Origin of the sequence: Streptomyces sp. MUSC 14 (assembly GCF_001866675.1) — a bacterium.
Lineage (GTDB): Bacteria > Actinomycetota > Actinomycetes > Streptomycetales > Streptomycetaceae > Streptomyces.
Genome location: NZ_MLYN01000061.1, coordinates 12,368 through 29,225, shown reverse-complemented (window position 1 = coordinate 29,225; position 16,858 = coordinate 12,368). Strand labels below are relative to the sequence as shown.

Annotated in this window: 20 protein-coding genes and 1 pseudogene; 13 read left to right on the top strand and 8 right to left on the bottom strand. The window is 69.9% G+C overall.

Annotated features, from left to right (window positions below; all coding sequences use genetic code 11):
- The first annotated feature begins 120 nt into the window (after positions 1 to 120).
- Positions 121 to 603, top strand: coding sequence for a DDE-type integrase/transposase/recombinase (locus BIV25_RS54685; RefSeq protein WP_371273105.1), 483 nt, complete (start codon positions 121 to 123; stop codon positions 601 to 603).
- A 62-nt stretch (positions 604 to 665) separates the two neighbouring features.
- Here BIV25_RS54685 and BIV25_RS54680 read toward each other — a convergent pair whose 3' ends face one another.
- Positions 666 to 1,043 (bottom strand): MarR family transcriptional regulator, encoded by a 378-nt coding sequence (locus BIV25_RS54680; protein ID WP_371273102.1) that lies wholly within the window; start codon positions 1,041 to 1,043, stop codon positions 666 to 668.
- 97 nt (positions 1,044 to 1,140) lie between these two features.
- On the bottom strand, positions 1,141 to 1,389 hold the full coding sequence (locus tag BIV25_RS54675) for a helix-turn-helix domain-containing protein (protein WP_371273101.1): 249 nt from the start codon (positions 1,387 to 1,389) through the stop codon (positions 1,141 to 1,143).
- A gap of 364 nt (positions 1,390 to 1,753) precedes the next feature.
- On the opposite strand from BIV25_RS54675, the gene BIV25_RS35340 reads away from it, so the two are divergent.
- The 3 genes from BIV25_RS35340 (at position 1,754) to BIV25_RS35330 (ending at position 4,944) form a co-directional block, all read left to right on the top strand.
- Positions 1,754 to 2,503, top strand: coding sequence for an IS5/IS1182 family transposase (locus BIV25_RS35340; protein ID WP_071376605.1), 750 nt, complete (start codon positions 1,754 to 1,756; stop codon positions 2,501 to 2,503).
- 391 nt (positions 2,504 to 2,894) lie between these two features.
- Entirely contained in the window at positions 2,895 to 4,151 is a 1,257-nt protein-coding gene (locus BIV25_RS35335) for a serine hydrolase (protein ID WP_177235526.1), read from the top strand.
- 4 nt (positions 4,152 to 4,155) lie between these two features.
- On the top strand, positions 4,156 to 4,944 hold the full coding sequence (locus tag BIV25_RS35330; protein WP_071376604.1) for a MerR family transcriptional regulator: 789 nt from the start codon (positions 4,156 to 4,158) through the stop codon (positions 4,942 to 4,944).
- 41 nt (positions 4,945 to 4,985) lie between these two features.
- Here the strand turns inward: BIV25_RS35330 and BIV25_RS48130 are convergent.
- The 4 genes and pseudogenes from BIV25_RS48130 to BIV25_RS35320 form a co-directional block, all read right to left on the bottom strand.
- Positions 4,986 to 5,332, bottom strand: a pseudogene (locus BIV25_RS48130) (transposase family protein); the annotation flags it as partial.
- Positions 5,287 to 6,042, bottom strand: coding sequence for a recombinase family protein (locus BIV25_RS35325; protein WP_256256727.1), 756 nt, complete (start codon positions 6,040 to 6,042; stop codon positions 5,287 to 5,289). The gene BIV25_RS35325 and the pseudogene BIV25_RS48130, both read right to left, overlap by 46 nt.
- Positions 6,043 to 6,134: 92 nt before the next feature.
- Positions 6,135 to 6,341, bottom strand: a complete 207-nt coding sequence (locus BIV25_RS54670; RefSeq protein WP_079177082.1) for a recombinase family protein — start codon at positions 6,339 to 6,341, stop codon at positions 6,135 to 6,137.
- A 6-nt stretch (positions 6,342 to 6,347) separates the two neighbouring features.
- Positions 6,348 to 6,629, bottom strand: coding sequence for a hypothetical protein (locus BIV25_RS35320; protein ID WP_071376602.1), 282 nt, complete (start codon positions 6,627 to 6,629; stop codon positions 6,348 to 6,350).
- 126 nt (positions 6,630 to 6,755) lie between these two features.
- Here BIV25_RS35320 and BIV25_RS35315 point away from each other — a divergent pair, with 126 nt between their 5' ends.
- Complete coding sequence (locus BIV25_RS35315) at positions 6,756 to 7,358, top strand: flavin reductase family protein (protein WP_071376601.1); 603 nt, start codon at positions 6,756 to 6,758, stop codon at positions 7,356 to 7,358.
- Between the two features lie 9 nt (positions 7,359 to 7,367).
- Here the strand turns inward: BIV25_RS35315 and BIV25_RS35310 are convergent, their stop codons facing one another.
- Together BIV25_RS35310 and BIV25_RS35305 are read right to left on the bottom strand one after the other, a co-directional pair.
- Positions 7,368 to 8,129 (bottom strand): cache domain-containing protein, encoded by a 762-nt coding sequence (locus BIV25_RS35310; protein ID WP_071376600.1) that lies wholly within the window; start codon positions 8,127 to 8,129, stop codon positions 7,368 to 7,370.
- A 37-nt stretch (positions 8,130 to 8,166) separates the two neighbouring features.
- Positions 8,167 to 8,916: a FadR/GntR family transcriptional regulator gene (locus BIV25_RS35305; protein ID WP_371273104.1), complete on the bottom strand. Its 750-nt coding sequence runs from the start codon at positions 8,914 to 8,916 to the stop codon at positions 8,167 to 8,169.
- Positions 8,917 to 9,016: 100 nt separating this feature from the next.
- Here BIV25_RS35305 and BIV25_RS35300 point away from each other — a divergent pair, with 100 nt between their 5' ends.
- From BIV25_RS35300 to BIV25_RS35265, 8 genes are all read left to right on the top strand, one after another.
- Complete coding sequence (locus tag BIV25_RS35300; RefSeq protein WP_071376599.1) at positions 9,017 to 10,048, top strand: ABC transporter ATP-binding protein; 1,032 nt, start codon at positions 9,017 to 9,019, stop codon at positions 10,046 to 10,048.
- Between the two features lie 35 nt (positions 10,049 to 10,083).
- Positions 10,084 to 11,280: an ABC transporter substrate-binding protein gene (locus BIV25_RS35295; RefSeq protein ID WP_071376598.1), complete on the top strand. Its 1,197-nt coding sequence runs from the start codon at positions 10,084 to 10,086 to the stop codon at positions 11,278 to 11,280.
- Between the two features lie 3 nt (positions 11,281 to 11,283).
- On the top strand, positions 11,284 to 12,177 hold the full coding sequence (locus BIV25_RS35290) for an ABC transporter permease (protein ID WP_071376597.1): 894 nt from the start codon (positions 11,284 to 11,286) through the stop codon (positions 12,175 to 12,177).
- Between the two features lie 25 nt (positions 12,178 to 12,202).
- Positions 12,203 to 13,018, top strand: coding sequence for an ABC transporter permease (locus BIV25_RS35285; protein WP_071376596.1), 816 nt, complete (start codon positions 12,203 to 12,205; stop codon positions 13,016 to 13,018).
- Positions 13,019 to 13,262: 244 nt separating this feature from the next.
- A complete protein-coding gene (locus tag BIV25_RS53500) occupies positions 13,263 to 13,457 on the top strand; it encodes a hypothetical protein (RefSeq protein WP_071376595.1) in 195 nt (64 codons plus the stop codon).
- A 75-nt stretch (positions 13,458 to 13,532) separates the two neighbouring features.
- On the top strand, positions 13,533 to 13,814 hold the full coding sequence (locus tag BIV25_RS35275) for a hypothetical protein (RefSeq protein WP_071376655.1): 282 nt from the start codon (positions 13,533 to 13,535) through the stop codon (positions 13,812 to 13,814).
- A 204-nt stretch (positions 13,815 to 14,018) separates the two neighbouring features.
- On the top strand, positions 14,019 to 15,770 hold the full coding sequence (locus tag BIV25_RS35270; protein ID WP_071376594.1) for a carbohydrate binding domain-containing protein: 1,752 nt from the start codon (positions 14,019 to 14,021) through the stop codon (positions 15,768 to 15,770).
- 179 nt (positions 15,771 to 15,949) lie between these two features.
- Positions 15,950 to 16,831, top strand: coding sequence for a DMT family transporter (locus BIV25_RS35265; RefSeq protein ID WP_071376654.1), 882 nt, complete (start codon positions 15,950 to 15,952; stop codon positions 16,829 to 16,831).
- Positions 16,832 to 16,858 lie beyond the last annotated feature (27 nt).

Sequence of the window (16,858 nt, the reverse complement as noted above, 5' to 3'; positions counted from 1 at the left end):
GAGATCGAGGTCCGTGGGCTGGAGACCGCACCAGCGTCCCGGACCCCGCCGCCCGGACGGTGACCGATCTGCTGCGGCGTGACTTAACCGCACCCGCCCCCAACCGGGCCTCGCTGGGCGATATCACCTACCTTCCCGTCCTCGGCGGGAAGTTCCTGGTTCTGGCCGCGGTCATGGATATACCACTCCCGTCGCCTGCTGGCCTGGTCGATAGCCGATCACATGCGCGGCGAGCTTGTCACCGAAGCTCGTGAGGCGGCCGTCCGCACCTGCCGTGGCAAGGTGGAGGGCATCATCTTTCACAGCGATCGCAGGGCTCAGTACTGCTCGAAGACCTTCGCTGACGTCTGTCGCCGGGCCGGGAGCCGCCGTTCCGTGAGCGCGGTCGGCCCTTCGGCGGACAACACCGCCGCGGAGTCGTTCTTCGCCTCGTTGAACCGGGAGTTCCTGCCCAGCCGACGCGGTCGGCCGGCCGAGGCTGCACTTCTCGCGGTGTTTCGCCGACTGGGCTTCTGCAACCACCAACGCAGACACTCGACGATCGGTCGCCTCACCCCGGCCGTCCTCTCACAGAGATCAACTACGCCGGCCATCCCTGTATGACAACCGGTGTCCACGATCACGGTGGAAGGCCCGTGTAGTGAAGGTCGTTGGAGCGAACTCTGCTACCCCGCGGCGTTCCGGGCCGCCAGGATCTGCCGCCATTGCTCCATGACTTGCCTGAGGGCGTCGGCGATGAGTCGGAGGAGTTCGGCGGAGGATTCGAGGCAGGCGCCTTCTGGGCTTGTGGGCCCGAGGATCTCGGCGCCGCGGGTAATTGCGGCGACAAAGGCATCGCTCGCCTGGACCTCCGCCAGGAGTGACCGGAACCAGATCTCGTCGTCGACGGCGTAGCGTTCGCGCCGCTCGCCGGAAACTTGTTCCCTTCTGAGCATTCCTTGCTGTTCGAGGAAGGTGACGGCGTGAGAGACCGACGCCGGGCTGACCTGCGGCCGCTGGACCAGATCGCTGGCGGTGAGAGTGCCGGAGTCGATGACGTACAAGCAGGCCATCACCCTGGCCATCATGCGCGGCAGCCCCGATTGCGCAAGGAGAGCGGTGAGGGTTTCGGTGAAGTCCTGGACCGCTTGCAGATCGCGGTCACAGCCGTCGTCCAGGCCCGGTTGCCTCAGGGGGCAGGGCCTGCGCACGTCGGCGCGCGCGATCTTTCGTGGCCTGGTGAGCCCGGTCCGCCTCGTAGGCGTCGGGGCCGCCGTTGCGGGCGACCTCCCGCAGGATGGCCGAGGCGGGCCGTCCCAGACGCTGGCCGATCTCCGTGTATCCGAGTCCCTCGGCCAGTCCCGCAGCGATGTGCTGCCGGTCCTGGCTGGTCAGCCTGCCTTCGGGCATCGGCGTTCGCCCCCTGATTCTCGAGGGGTACGGCGTGTGATCACCACATTGCACAGTATGCAGCCCAGGCACCCTCATTGCATTGCATGCATTGGCCCGGCATTGCATTAGAGTCCACAGTCACTGCAATCCGCGTTCTAAAAGCGCCCTTCCAGACGGCCGTCGGCCAGATTCAGCATTGACAATATAGTCAATGCAATCCAGCCTCGATTTCAGATTCAGTGAGCCGTTTTCATCCTGTCTCCGCGGGGTGAAATAGCAGGTCAGCGAGGCGGGTGACGAGGCGAGGCTCCTGGTCGTTGCGGTGGTGTTCTCTACGCACCACGCATCGTCCGAGGAGCCTCGCTTGGTCCCGTATCGTGCCATGGCCGACGTCCCGCATGAGCTGGCTGAGCATGTTGCCTGGCTCATCTACGCACGAAGGTGTGAACGCCGTTCGCGGTGGCGGAAGCTGGGGTGCTTCCAGCAGGCCTTGCTCGCTCTGGTGCACCTGCGCAAGAACGAGACGCTGCCCGCCCTGGCGGCCGGCTTCGGTGTCTCGACGGCCACTGCCTGGCGGTACGTCGACGAGTCCCTCGACGTCCTCGCGGCATGGGCACCGGGCCTGCGCGAGGCCCTGACCGGCCTGGGTGAAGGCGACTTCGTCATCGTCGACGGCACTCTGATCCCCATCGACCGGATCCGCGCGGACGAGCCGTACCACTCCATGAAACACCGCAAGCACGGCATGAACGTGCAGGTCATCGCCCGGCCCGACGGCGACGGCACACCGCTGTGGTTCTCCCGCGCGACACCCGGCCGTACGCACGACCTGACCGCGGCCCGCGCTCACGGCATCGTCCAGGCCTGCCTCACCCGACAGATCCTCGTCCTCGCGGACCGTGCCTACCAGGGCGCCGACGCCACCGTCCGCACCCCGTACTACCACCACCGCGAACAACCCACCCACTACCAGCAGTTCAACCGCGACCACGCCCGGCTGAGGGCCCCGGGCGAACGCGCCTTCGCGCAGTTGAAGTCGTGGCGAATCCTCCGGAGGGCCAGATGCTCCACCCGCCGCATCGGCACCATCGTCCAAGCCGTCCACACACTGCTGACCTGCGGCTATTCATGATGAAAACGGCTCGCTGACGGCTCGCTGACGAGACGCCCCGCGGAGGGGACGGCCACCACCAGTCCAGGAGACCCGACACCGAGGACGTGTACGCCTGGCTGCTCCCTGGGCTGTGCCCACATGAACGTCCTGAGCTTCTACGCCTTCCCCTGGCCCAAGGCCGAGGCCGGCCTGTGTCCGATGCACAACCCCGACACGCCCCGGCAGAGGAAGGGTGGGGGAACGAGCGAGCAGGTTCCGGCGTCGGCAAGGTCGGCGCCAGTTGACCTTGACCTTGGGGCAGGGCCCACACTCGTCATATGGCCGCCCCGAAGAGGCCGGTAGCCGCCGGGGCCGCCGTTGCGCTTTCGAGCTGCGCCAAACACGTACTGTCGTGAGACAAGGAATGACTATGGTTGAGTCCCTCCACACCGTCGAGAGCAAGACGGTCCGGATGCCTCTGATCTCCCAGCGACTGGGGGTCACGGCGATGGCGGTCGCGTTGCTGGCCGGGCTGGCCGCACCCGGTGTGGCAACCGCGGACACCAACGTCACCGTCCCGACGGCCGCTGCCGGGCAGGACCACCCGGAATTACAGAAGGCCATCCAGGAGATCGTCGACTCCGGTTTCGCCGGGGTGCAGTTGCGCGTGCACGATCAGCGGGGCGAGTGGGTCGGCAGCGCCGGGGTGCGCGAGCTGGGCGAGGCTGCGAAGCCGCCGACGAACGGGCGGTTCTGGATAGGCAGCACCACCAAGACGTTCACCGCGACGTTGGTGTTGCAACTGGTGGCCGAGGGCAGGATCGGACTGGACGCCCCGGTGGCCGGCTACCTGCCCGAGCTCGGGCTGGACCGCCGGATCACCGTGCGGATGCTGTTGCAGCACACCAGCGGGTTGTTCAACTACGCGGGGGGCGAGCGCTACGACGACGGGACCTATGTGCCGGGGATCCCCGCGGCGGGCAAGGAATGGGTGGACAACCGATTCCACACCTACCGGCCGGAAGAGCTCGTGCGGTTCGCGTTGTCCAAGCGAGCACGGTTCGCGCCGGGGACAGACCAGAGCTACTCCAACACCAACTACACGCTGGCCCTGCTGCTGATCGAGAAGGTCACCGGCCGCTCGTACGAGCAGGAGCTGCAGTGGCGGATCCTGCGGCCGCTCGGGCTGCGCGACACCAGCGTGCCGGGCACCCGGACGAAGCTGCCCGGGCCGCACGCCCACGGCTACTACCGCTACCAGGACGCCGGGCAGTGGAAGGTGGCCGACGTCTCCCGCCAGAACCTGTCCCTGCTGGCCGGTGCCGGCGACATGATCTCGACCACCCGGGATCTCCACACGTTCATCTCCGCCCTGCTGAGCGGCAGGCTCCTGCCGGCCTGGCTGCTGGCCGAGATGCGCACACCCCACGGGAAGCTCGGCTACGGTTTCGGACTGTGGGTGCAGGACGTGGGCCCGGAGTGCGGCGGCACCATCGTTCAGCACAACGGCGGCGCCCCTGGGGGATATGGGGCGCTGATGATCAGCACGCCCGACGGCAGCAAGACCCTGACCGCCTCGATAACCTCCGGGAACGCCGCGATCGACACGGCGACGGAGTTCGGGAAGGCGACGCAGAGACTCGTCAAGGAGGTGTTCTGCGGCACGCACGCACGCGGCGTCCGCTGACGACATGACAGACGGCATCACCATCGGCCAGGCCGCGGCGTTCGCCGGCGTCACGGTGAAGACCATCCGGCATTACCACCAGCACGGCCTGATCGACGAACCGCGCCGCGACACGTCCGGCTACCGACGCTACGGATCGGCCGATCTGCTGCGGCTGGTCCAAGTCCGGACGCTGGCCGGCGCAGGCGTACCGCTGGCCGAGATCACGGCCATACTCGACGCCGATCCGGACCGGTTCGCCGCCGCGCTCCTCGACGTCGAACAGCAACTCACCAGCCGGATCGACGAACTGGCAGCACGGCGCGACATGCTGCACCGACTCGCAGGCGGCGACCGCGCCCTTCTGCCCGACCGCGCATGCACGCTCCTGGACCGAATGCCGGGCCTCGGATACACCGCAGACGACGTGACCACGGTCCGCGAGGCGCTGGTGCTGGTCAGGGCCCTGGTACCGGAAGGCTTCGACCACTATCTCGCCCAAATCGAGAGAGGCCTCGACGATCCCCGGTACGTCTCCTTGATCCAACGCTGCTGGCGCGCCGGCGACTGGGAACCCGACGACCCCCGGATCGACGAACTCGCCGCAGCCCTGGCCGATCACTTCCTTACCGATCCCTCGCTCCTGCCCGTCCTGACCGGACTCCAGGACCGCGACGACGGCGCGATCCGTTACGAACTGCTCACCCACCACGGAGAAGACCAGAAGCCGGCCTGGGCCCGACTGGCCATGTTGATCGAGGCGCATCTCCACTCGGCGGGCATCGAAACCGCATACCAGGCTCCAACCGACTGAGCCGTACTACACGCCTGCCCACCGGCTCCTTCAGTGATTCTTCAGTGTTGCCGCTCCAGGGTGAGGACTGCTTCGGCGATTGACGTCATGCGGTTCGGGCTGCATCGGGTTCTGCGGAAGATCCGCCAGGACTTCAGGTGCGCGACGCCGCTTTCGACCGGTGCCCGTGCGACGGCCAGGGCCCGGTTGGCGGTCTTCTCGGTGAGCGTGAGTTCCCTGCAGGGGCCTGCGTTTGATGCCGGTACTCGCCCAGGGGTCGCCGCCCTGGATGGGCGAGATCGGCCGGGATGGGGACGCCCTGGCGCTCGCAGATGCGGATGATCCGGTGGGTGCGGGCAGTGGTCAGGTCGTGAGCTCGGCCCGGCAACGCCGGTGAGAGCCAGCGGCGATTTTCTCCGGAGCCGGGGCGGGCGCGGCTTCGGAGGCTTGCAGGAGCCGCGCGAGGAAGGCGGTCATACCGGTGGCTATCGCGTCTTCGACCGGTTCCGCGGCGATGTGGGTCTTGCCGCAGCCACCGTGTGCGGTGGCGGGACAGCGGTAGTAGTGGTTCTTGCCTTCGTTGGACTTGTGCCCCACCAGGCCGCGTTTGCAGAAGCCGCAGGTGAGGATGCCGGACAGCTCGTACTTCACTGCGACGGCGGGGCGATGGGTGCCGGCGGGCAGGCCCTGCTTGTGGCGGCGGGGCTGGAGCTCGAACTGGACCTGGGACCAGGTCTTGGGGCTGACGATGGCCGTCCAGCACCCTGCGAGGGGGCGGCCGTCGTCATCGAAGATCACCTTCGACCAGCCGTCCCAGGCGGTTGCGGCAGCCACACGGGGCTTGCCGGAGTAGGCGACCAGGCCGGCGTGGCGCGGGTTGCGGAGCATCTTGTCGACCATGGTGGAGGACCACTGCTTCGCCGCCGGGGGCGTGACGCCGCGTCGGTTGAGCTGCGTGGCAATGGCGTAAGCGGTTTCGCCGGTGAGGCAGTCTTTGAAGATGTCGGCGACGACCTTCGCCTCGTCCTCGACGAGTTGGCCTTTGCTGGGGCCCTTGCGGATCCAGCCGTAGGCGATGCGGCCATGGGTCCTGCCGTCCTGGGCGGTGGCCAGGTGCATGCGGGCGACGCGCCGGGCGGTGTCCTCGGAGGACTTGAGGGCCATGACGCACATCATGCGGGCCGTGTGGCGGTCGCTGTCGTTGACGAGGTTCATCCGGCAGCCGGTGGCGCCGACGACCGGTCGTTGGGTGTGCTCGACAAGTCGATCAGGTCTTCGAGGTCGCGCGGCTGGCGGACCAGGCTGTCGAGGTCGTAGAAGATGACGCCGTCGATGACACCGCTGGCCAGGTCAGCGAGCAGGCGGCGGAACTCGGGGCGGACGACGACGCAGTCGACACTGCCGTCGGTGCGGGTGATCTTGCGCTACTTGAATGCCGAGGTGTCGTTCTCCTTGTAGATCCTTGCGAACGGTCCCCAAGCCAGTCGACAGCGTGTGTCCTCGGCATCCTCCTGCTGGCGGCCCACGCCGGTTTCGAGGCCGAAGCGGTCGGAGGAGATGCGCAGGTAGGCGGCGGGGCGGCGGGGAACGAACTTCGACAGCTCGCCGTACAGGTCGAGGGTGACGCGGCCGCCGCGGGCGTGGGCGGGGATCTCGAAGTCGTCCCAGTCGAACGAGGGGGTGAGCGGAGAGATCGGTTGGGTCATGACGGTGGTGCTCCAGGGCTCGTGCCTGCCGGCATCGGGCACTTTCCGTCAGAACCAAGGGCCTGGCGGTGCTGCGATCCGGGGCTACGATCCGCCGCCCACGTACTGACCTGGATACTTGCAGGCATGCGCGTTGACTTCGATCCTGAGGCCTTGTCCACCCACGACTTCTACAAGTTGCTCACCGCGGTGGTGGTGCCGCGGCCGATCGCCTGGGTGTCCACGGTCAGCCCGGACCGCTTTGTAGCGAACCTCGCACCGCACTCGTTCTTCACCGTCGCCTGTACCGATCCGCCCGTCGTCCAGTACACCGTGGTCGGCCGCAAGGACTCGTTGCGCAACGTCGAGGACACCGGGGAGTTCGTCGTCAACCTCGCCCCCGAGCCGCTCCTCGCCGAGATCAACGCCACGGCGACCGAATTCCCCCGGGACCAGGGCGAGTTCGACGCCGTGGGCATCGAGCGGGAGCCCTCGCTGCGGGTGCGGCCGCCGCGGGTGGCCGCGTCCCCGGTCGCCCTGGAGTGCACGCTGCACTCGACGCTGCGCCTCGGGAACTCGACGGTGGTGTTCGGCCGGGTCGTGCACGCCGCCGTCCGCGAGGACGTACTGGTGGACGGCCGGCCGGACATCGGCCGGCTGCGTCCCCTCGCGCGCCTGGGCGGGAACGAGTGGGCCACCGTCGGCGAGGTCCACGAGCTGGCCCGCGTGCCGTACCGGGGGCGTGCCTGACCACCCGTCTCAGGCCAGCACCAGCACGAGGGGCACGCCCGCGCACGGCACCAGGCCGAGGCCGTCGTGTGTGCCGGGGCGTGCCGTGCCGAGCAGGTCGCCGAAGCGCGGACCGCGGGTGAGCGAGCCGGCCAGATGGGCCGGGTCGGCGGAGGCGGCCACCCGGCCTCGCGCGTTCACCAGGTGCGCGGGCCGGGGCAGGCCCCGCAGCAGCGGCAGGACGGCCTCCTCGAAGTGCCGCAGGTACACGTCGGCGGCGGCCACTCCGGCGAACCGGCCCTGGACGAGCACCGGTTCGGACAGCGTGAGGCTGTACTCGTCGGAGCAGAGATAGTCGACGTACGGTCCGGCGACGGCCCGGTGCCCGGTGTCGCGGGGCAGCGCGAACCAGTCCCAGTGGGTGTAGTCGGCGTACGCCGACTGGCCGGAGTCGAGGTCGAGGTGGAGCGGGCGCACCTCGCCGTCGGCGTCCGACTGCCACCACTCCAGCCAGGCGGGTACGTCGCCGAGCAGTCCGGGCGCGGCGACGAAGCCGGCGCCGGAGACGAGGTCCTCGCGGGTCAGCTGCCGGTGCAGTCCGGGGCGCAGGGCGGCGAGGTCGGCGCTGGCGGGCCGCCGTCCCTCGCCGACCGCCCGGCGCAGCAGGTCATCGGTCTCGGCACGGATCGCGGCGACCGCGTCGAAGACGGCCTCCAGCGCGCCGCCCACCTGCGTGGCCACCCAGGTCTCCGAGTCCGTGTCCAGGGTGGCGAGCGGGGGGCTCCAGCCCATGGTGTCCTCCAGCGGACGGGAACCGGACGCGGCGCGGTCAGAGTCCGAGGCGTACGGCGACGAGCCGCGCCACCGGCTCTCTGACACACCGCTCGGCCAGCGTGCCGGCCGTTTCGTGGGCCCCATCCTGCACGGTGGAGATCACGGCGCGATGGCGGTCCGCAACTTCTTCACGAAACGCGTCGTCGGAGAGGACGAGGCAGAGCAGGGCGCCGATCTCGCTCTGGAGGGCGACCTGTTCGCGGGTGAGCCGGGCGGACTGGGCGGCGGCCGCGAGTTCGACATGGAAGCGGCCGTACAGCCTGCTGCGGACCGCCGTGTCCGCGGTCCGCTCCAACTCCTCGGCGGTGCGGCGCAGTTGTCGCAGGTCGTCCGGTTCGGTGCGCTGGGCGGCGAGGCGGGCGGCGGCACCGGACAGGGCGGCCCAGTGGTCGCCGAGGTCGCGCAGTTCCTCGGTGCTCCAGCCGCGCAGCCGTGCCTTGAGACGGTCGTCGGCGGGGACTTCGGGCACGGACACGAAGCTTCCGCCGCCGCGGCCCCGGCGGGTGGTGACCAAACCCTGCTGCCGCAGCGCCATGAGCGCCTCGCGCAGGGTGACCGTGGAGACGCCGAGCTGTCCGGCCAGTTCGCTCTCCCCGGGCAGTTGCTCGCCGTCGGCTATCAGGCCCAGCTCTATGGCGTCGCCGATGCGGCGCACCACCGCCTCCACCCTGGCCCGGTTGTCCACCGGGCTGAAGACGGCCTTGCGGGCGGCGCCCTCTTTCTCGTCCTGCTTCACGGCCACCACCTCGTGCACTGACTCAAGCTTTACCCTAAGGGGCTCTTGAGCTATGAACTATGACTTCATATGTTTACGCCAACGTTGAGCGAGCCAGAAAGGTTCCCGTATGGAGGGAATGGCGATCCGGCTGCACGACCTGCACAAGTCGTTCGGCGGGACGACCGCCGTGGCCGGGATCGACCTGGAGATCCGGGACGGGGAGTTCTTCTCCATGCTCGGCCCGTCCGGGTCCGGCAAGACGACGGTCCTCCGGCTCGTCGCGGGGTTCGAGACCCCGGACCGGGGCCGGATCGAACTCGCCGGGCAGGAGGTCACCGGGCTCGCCCCGTTCGAGCGGGACGTGCACACCGTGTTCCAGGACTACGCCCTGTTCCCGCACATGACGGTCGAGCAGAACGTCGCCTACGGCCTGAAGGTCCGCCGGGTGCCGAAGGCCGAACGCCTCGTCCGCGCCCGCAAGGCCCTCGCCGAGGTCCGCCTGGAGGGCTACGGCCAGCGGCGCCCGGACCGGCTCTCCGGCGGCCAGCGCCAGCGCGTCGCCCTCGCCCGCGCGCTCGTCGGCCGGCCCCGGGTGCTGCTGCTCGACGAGCCCCTCGGCGCCCTCGACCTCAAACTGCGCGAACAGATGCAGGCCGAACTCAAGGCGCTCCATCGGGAGGTCGGCATCACCTTCGTCTTCGTCACCCACGACCAGGAGGAGGCGCTGACGATGAGCGACCGCATCGCGGTGTTCGACCAGGGCCGCATCGCCCAGGTCGGCACGCCCGCGGAGATATACGAACGCCCGGCGACGCCCTTCGTCGCCTCCTTCGTCGGCACGTCGAACCTGCTGGACGGCGAGACGGCGCACCGGATCGTCGGCGCACCGGGCACGTACAACATCCGGCCGGAGAAGATCCACGTGCTCAAGGAGTCCGCCGAGGCCGACGAGCCGGACCACACCACGGCCACCGGCACCGTGGCCGACGTCGTCTACCTCGGCGACGCCACCCGCTTCCTGGTCGACCTGGACGGCGGCGGCCGACTCACCGCGCTCCAGCAGAACCTGGCGACCTCCGCCGAGGACGTCGCCGGCTACCGCGGCACCCGGGTGCGCCTGGTCTGGCACCACCGGCACGCCGTACGGCTGCCCTCCTGACCGCTCCCCGTCCCTACGCCTTCCTGGAGATCGTCGTGCGTCTCAACCGCATTCCCCGGGCCGCCGCGGTGGCCGCCGCGCTGCTGCTCGCCGCCGCGTGCGGCTCCTCCGGCTCCGGCGGCTCGTCCGCCACGGGACTCAACCCGCCGGCCCTCAAGGCCCCGACGAAGCTCGGCGCGACGGAGGGCCAGGTGAATCTGATCGCCTGGGCCGGGTACGTCGAGGACGGCTCCAACGACCCCAAGGCGGACTGGGTCCACGCCTTCGAGAAACAGACCGGCTGCCAGGTGCACTCCAAGGTCGCCGCCAGCTCGGACGAGATGGTCAAGCTGATGAAGACCGGCCAGTACGACGCCGTCTCCGCCTCCGGCGACGCCTCCCTGCGTCTGATCGCCTCCGGCGACGCGGCCCCTGTCAACACCGCTCTCGTCCCCAACTACAAGGACGTCTTCGCCGGGTTGAAGGACGGCGCCTGGAACTCGGTGAAGGGTCAGATGTACGGCATCCCGCACGGCCGGGGCGCCAACCTCCTGATGTACAACACCCAGAAGGTCAAGCCCGCGCCCGCCTCCTGGTCGGCGGTCTTCGAGGACGCGGCACGTCACAAGGGCCATGTGACCGCGTACGACTCCCCCATCTACATCGCCGACGCGGCCCTCTATCTCAAGGCCACCAGGCCCGAGTTGAAGATCCAGGACCCCTACGCGCTCGACCAGAGGCAGTTCGACGCGGCCGTGGCCCTGCTCAAACAGCAGAACAAGAACGTCGGCGAGTACTGGAGCGACTACCTGAAGGAGGTCTCCGCGTTCAAGAGCGGTGACTCGGTGGTCGGCACCACCTGGCAGGTCATCGCCAACCTCGCCGCCTCCGAGGGCGCGAAGGTCAAGGCGTTCGTGCCGAAGGAGGGGTCGACCGGCTGGTCCGACACCTGGATGGTGTCCAGCAAGGCCAAGCACCCCAACTGCGCCTACAAATGGCTGGACTGGATCGTCTCGCCCAAGGTCAACGCCCAGGTCGCCGAGTACTTCGGCGAGGCCCCGGCGAACTCCAGGGCCTGCGCCGAGACCAGCGACAGGAACTTCTGCACGGTCTACCACGCCGCCGACGAGAGCTACTGGAAGAAGATCGCCTTCTGGAACACACCCATCGCGCAGTGCCTCGACGGCCGCACGGACGTGAAGTGTGTCCCGTACGACCAGTGGGTGCAGGCCTGGACCGAGATCAAGGGCTGAGCCGTGGCGACCGACGCGCACACCGCCGCCGGCCGGGGCACCGTCCGGCGGCTCGCGGGCAGCCTGCACCGCAGACCCCGGCTGCGCCTCGCCCTGCTGCTGTCCGCCCCGCTGCTGTGGCTGGCCGTGCTCTATCTCGGCTCGCTGGCGGTGCTGTTCGCGTCCGCGTTCTGGACGACGAACTCCTTCACCTCGCAGGTGGTGCGGGTGTGGACGACGGACAACTTCCACGAGCTGTTCACCACGCCCGTCTTCCGCGAGGTTGTCCTGCGCAGCGTCGGCGTGGCGCTCGCGGTGACCGTCCTGTGCGCGGTGCTCGCCTTCCCGGTCGCCTTCTACACGGCTCGCGTGGCGAGTCCCCGGTGGCGGCCGCTGCTCGTGGTGGCCATCCTCACCCCGCTGTGGGCCAGTTACCTGGTGAAGGTGTACGCCTGGCGGCTCATCCTGTCCCAGGGCGGCCTCGCCGACTGGCTGCTGGCGCCGTTCGGGCTGAGCGGTCCCGGCTTCGGCCTGCCGGCCACGGTCCTGACCCTGACGTACCTGTGGCTGCCGTACATGATCCTGCCGATCCACACGGCCCTCGCCCAGCTCCCGTCCAACCTGCTCGACGCGTCGGCCGACCTCGGGGCGCGGGCCGGGCGGACCTTCCGTTCGGTGGTCCTGCCGATGGTGCTGCCGTCGGTCGCGGCGGGCTCGGTGTTCACCTTCTCGCTGAGCCTCGGCGACTACATCACCGTGCAGATCGTCGGCGGCAAGACGCAGCTGATCGGCAATCTCGTGTACTCCAACATCGAGCTCAACCAGCCGATGGCCGCCGCACTCGGCACCGTCCCCGTCGTCGTGATCGTCCTGTACCTGCTGGCGATCCGCCGCACCGGCGCCCTCAACAGCCTCTGAAACCCCTGCCGGAAGGAAGAGCGCCATGCATCTCGGCCGTACCGCGCGCATCGTCCTGCGCGCCGGCGCCGCGCTCGGTTTCGCGGTGATCTACGTGCCGCTGCTGCTCGTCCTCGTCAACTCCTTCAGCCCCGACCGCAGCGCGAGCTGGCCGCCGCCCGGGCTGACCGGGCACTGGTGGTCGGCGGCCGTGCACAACTCCGGTGCGCGGCAGGCCCTGTGGGTCTCGGTGAAGGCGGGCCTCGGGGCCACCACGATCGCGCTCGCGCTCGGCACACTCATCGCGTCGGCCGTGACCCGGCACCGCTTCTTCGGCCGGGGCACGGTCTCGTTCGTCGTGGTCCTGCCGATCGCGCTGCCCGGCATCGTCACCGGCATCGCCCTCAACTCGGCCTTCGGCACGGTCCTTCAGCCGCTCGGTGTGGGCCTCGGGCTGTTCACGGTGATCGTCGGCCACGCCACCTTCTGCATCGTGGTCGTCTTCAACAACGTGGCGGCCCGGCTGCGCCGTACGGCGGCCTCGTACGAGGAGGCGGCCATGGACCTCGGCGCGACCAGCTTCCGCGCCTTCGCCGACGTCACCTTCCCGCTGGTCCGCTCCGCGCTGCTGGCGGGCGCTCTGCTCGCGTTCGCGCTGTCCTTCGACGAGATCGTGGTCACCACGTTCACGGCGGGGCCGGGCATCGAGACCCTGCCCATCTGGATCTTCGACAACATGACCCGGCCGCAGCAGGCGCCGGTGGTCAACGTGGTGGCGGCCGTCCTCGTCCTGCTGTCCGTGATCCCGATCTACGTCGCCCAGCGCCTGTCCGGGGACACGGCGACGTCGAGCCGGGTGTGACACCCCGGGCGGCTGACGGACCGACGGGCGGGGGCGTGCCGGACAGCGGAGCACGGGTGCTGCGCGCGGCCTACGAGGCCGCCGCGAAGTCCGTCGGGGGTCCGGGCGACGAGGAGTGGTGGCGGCCGAGCGGGTGTACCGGCAGGGCGGTCCGGGATCTCGTCCTCCACTGCCGCGATGACACCTGGCGCGGCCTGGCGGGACTGGCGGCCGAACGCCGGGGGTGCGGCGGATCCCGCCGCATATGGCGCCCCAGGGACACGTGCTGTCCGCCGGGGACCTGCTGACCACCCTCGCGGTGGAGGCGACCGTCCACCACCTGGACCTGATCGCCGCCCTCCCGTCCCCCCTGAACGGTCTGCTCGGCCGGGCTCCGCTCACCGCGGCGGAGCGCGCCGCCCCGGGCCCGGCGGCGGACCGGTTCCCGCTGTTCGGCTGAGACCTGCGCAAGCCTGTTGCCGACACACCATCAGAAAGCAGACACGCAGGCCGGGTTGATGGAAACGTGCCGATCATGAACCAGCCGCCCAGCATCAACAGTTACGTCGACCGTGTCACCGCCGGCCCCGGCGGCGCGCTGACCGACGAGGCCGGTGTCCTCACCGGCGACCTGACCGTCGCGACCATCCTGCGGTCCGACGGCCACAGCGCCCGCGTCGCCGTTCAGCCCCTCGGCAGCGACAACTGGTACACCCTGAGCGGCAGTCCGGCACCGGTGCCCACCGGGCAGCTCGCCGCCTATCACCGGGATCTGCTGGGCCGCATCCGGCGCGGCGGCGGCACCCGGGCCAGCTGAGCGCATCCCGCACGACGTGCCGTCAAGGACCGTGTCCATCGGGACGGTTGGCTCCCTCATGAACGTGCAAAAGGCGTTCCCCAGCCCTTGACCGGCTTATGGTCCAGACCAATCATGGCCTAGACCAATAGCCCGGCCGGGCTGCTCGACCCCTTCGACCGCCCGTCGTTCGATCGCCTGTCGTTCGCTATCCGGGAGTACCCGATGACACGTCCGAGATCCGTACGCGCCCTGCTCGCCGGCCTGGCCACCCTGGCCGCCTCCGCGGGGCTGGCCCTGGGGGCCACCGGCACGGCCCAGGCGGCGACCCCGCTGCCCACGCACGTCTTCGCGCCCTACTTCGAGGCCTACAACGGCGACAGCCCCGCCGCGCTCTCCCAGGCCTCCGGCGCCAAGTACCTGACGATGGCGTTCCTCCAGGCCGACACGAAGGGCTCCTGCACGCCGTACTGGAACGGCAGCACCAGCACCCCGGTCGACGCCTCCGTCTTCGGCTCCGACTTCGCCACCATCCGCTCGCGCGGCGGCGACGTGATCCCCTCGCTCGGCGGCTACGCGGCCGACAACGGCGGCACCGAGATCGCCGACAGCTGCACGAACGTGGACTCCATAGCCGCGGCCTACGAGAAGATCATCACGACGTACGACGTCTCCCGGCTCGACATGGACGTCGAGGACAACTCGCTGACGAACACCGCGGGCATCGACCGCCGCAACCAGGCCATCAAAAAGGTCCAGGACTGGGCCGCCGCGAACGGGCGCTCGGTACAGTTCTCGTACACCCTGCCGACCACCACCAGCGGCCTCGCCGACAGCGGGCTCGCCGTGCTGCGCAGCGCGAAGAACGCGGGCGCCAAGGTCGACGTCGTCAACATCATGACGTTCGACTACTACGACGGCGCCACCCACCACATGGCGACCGACACCCAGACGGCGGCGAGCGGCCTGCACGACCAACTCGCCACGCTCTACCCGAACATGTCGGACAGTCAGCTGTGGAACTCGATCGGCGTCACCGAGATGCCCGGCATCGACGACTACGGCGCGGCCGAGACCTTCACCACCGCCGACGCGGCGAGCGTGTACGACTGGGCGGTCGCCAAGGGCATCAACACCCTCTCCTTCTGGGCCCTCCAGCGCGACAACGGCGGCTGCCCCGGCACCGGGGGCTCCGACAGCTGCTCCGGCATCGCCCAGGACACCTGGTACTTCAGCCACACCTTCGCGCCCTTCACCGGCGGTACCACGACCCCGCCGGCCAACGACTTCAACGTCTCCCTCTCCCCCACCACCGCGTCGGTCGACCCCGGTGGCTCGACGACGGCGACCGTGCAGACGTCGGTGACCTCGGGCAGCGCCCAGAGCGTGAACCTGGCCGTGAGCGGCGCACCGGGCGGGGTGACCGCCTCCCTCAGCCCGGCCTCCGTCACCGCGGGCGGCACCTCCACCCTCAGTGTGCGGACCAGCTCCTCGACGGCACCGGGCACCTACACCCTGACCGTCACCGGCACGGCCGGCTCGGCCTCGCACAGTTCCTCGCTCACCCTGACCGTGAACGGCTCCGGCGGCGGCACGACCGCACTCGCCAACGGCGACTTCGAGACCGGCTCGCTCACCCCCTGGACCTGTGACAGCGGCGCGTCCGTGGTCACCTCGCCCGTGCACGGCGGCGCCCACGCCCTGAAGACCGCGCCCTCGGCCTCGCAGACCGGTCAGTGCGCGCAGACCCTCACCCTGAAGCCCGACACCTCCTACACGCTGAGCGGCTGGGTCCAGGGCCCGTACTCCTACCTCGGCGTCAGCGGGGGCGCCACGGCCAGCACCTGGGTCTCGTCCTCGTCGTGGTCGAAGCTGACCGTCCCGTTCACCACCGGCTCCTCGGGGACGGTCACGGTGTACGTGCACGGCTGGTACGGCCAGGGCGCGGTGTACGCCGACGACCTGAGCGTCAGCTGATCCACCGCTCCCCCCTTCACGAGGCCCCGCCCGGTGGACGCCGGGCGGGGCCTCGTCATGTCCACCGCCGACCCGGCACACGGGCGGCGCCTTCCGTAGGCTGAAGAGATCCGAGACTCCGCAGGAAGACTCCGAGGCTCCTCCGGGACCGGGAGGTGCCCCGCAGGCAGGAGGCGGTCGTGATCGAACTGGCCGCGGCGTTCGCCGTCGCGGGAGCGGCGAGCAACGCCGTGGGCACCGCCTTCCAGCGCAAGGTGGCGTCCACGTCCCGCAGGAGCGGGATCCGTCTGGTCGTGGAGCTGGCACGGCAGCCCTTCTGGGTGATCGGCATGGCCGGGGTGGTCTGCGCCGCACTGTTCCAGAGCCTGGCCCTGGTCAACGGCCCGCTCGCACTGGTCCAGCCGCTGTTCATCCTGGAGCTGCCGTTCGCGCTGCTGGTCGCCGCCCCGCTGATGCACAAGCGGATGCCGCGCTCGGGCTGGTGGGGCGTGGGCGGCTGTGTGGCGGGCCTCGCGGTCCTGCTGATCGCGGCCGCCCCGCACGGGGCCACCGACCACGCACCGCTGACCCGCTGGATCCCGGCCCTGTCCGCGTGCGTCGGCGGCATGGCCGCGGCCGTGCTGCTGGCCGGCCGGGGCCATGCGCCGGCCCGGCGCGCCGCGCTGCTCGCGGCCGCCTCCGCGACCGGCAACGCCCTGACCGCCGCGCTGCTGAAGTCGGCCAGCGGCACCTTCGCCGACCACGGCTTCGCGGCCTTCCTGCGCGCCTGGCAGACGTACGGCTTCGCGCTCGCCGGAGTCGCCTCCGTGATCCTCCTGGAGAACGCGCTCCAGGCCGGCCCCTTGGTCGCCGCGCAGCCGGCGCTCACCATCGGCGACGCGATCGTGAGCCTGACGCTCGGCATGACCCTGTTCGACGAGCGGATCCGCCTGGGCTGGTGGCTCGTACCGGAAGCCTGCGGCGCCCTGCTGATCGTCGCGGGCGTGATGGTCCTCAGCCGTGCCGTCCAGAACATCACCACGGTGCCGGTGGCGGCGGAGCAACAGCAGACGGCGGCGTGACACCGGCCCCCGGACTGATCGCGCCCG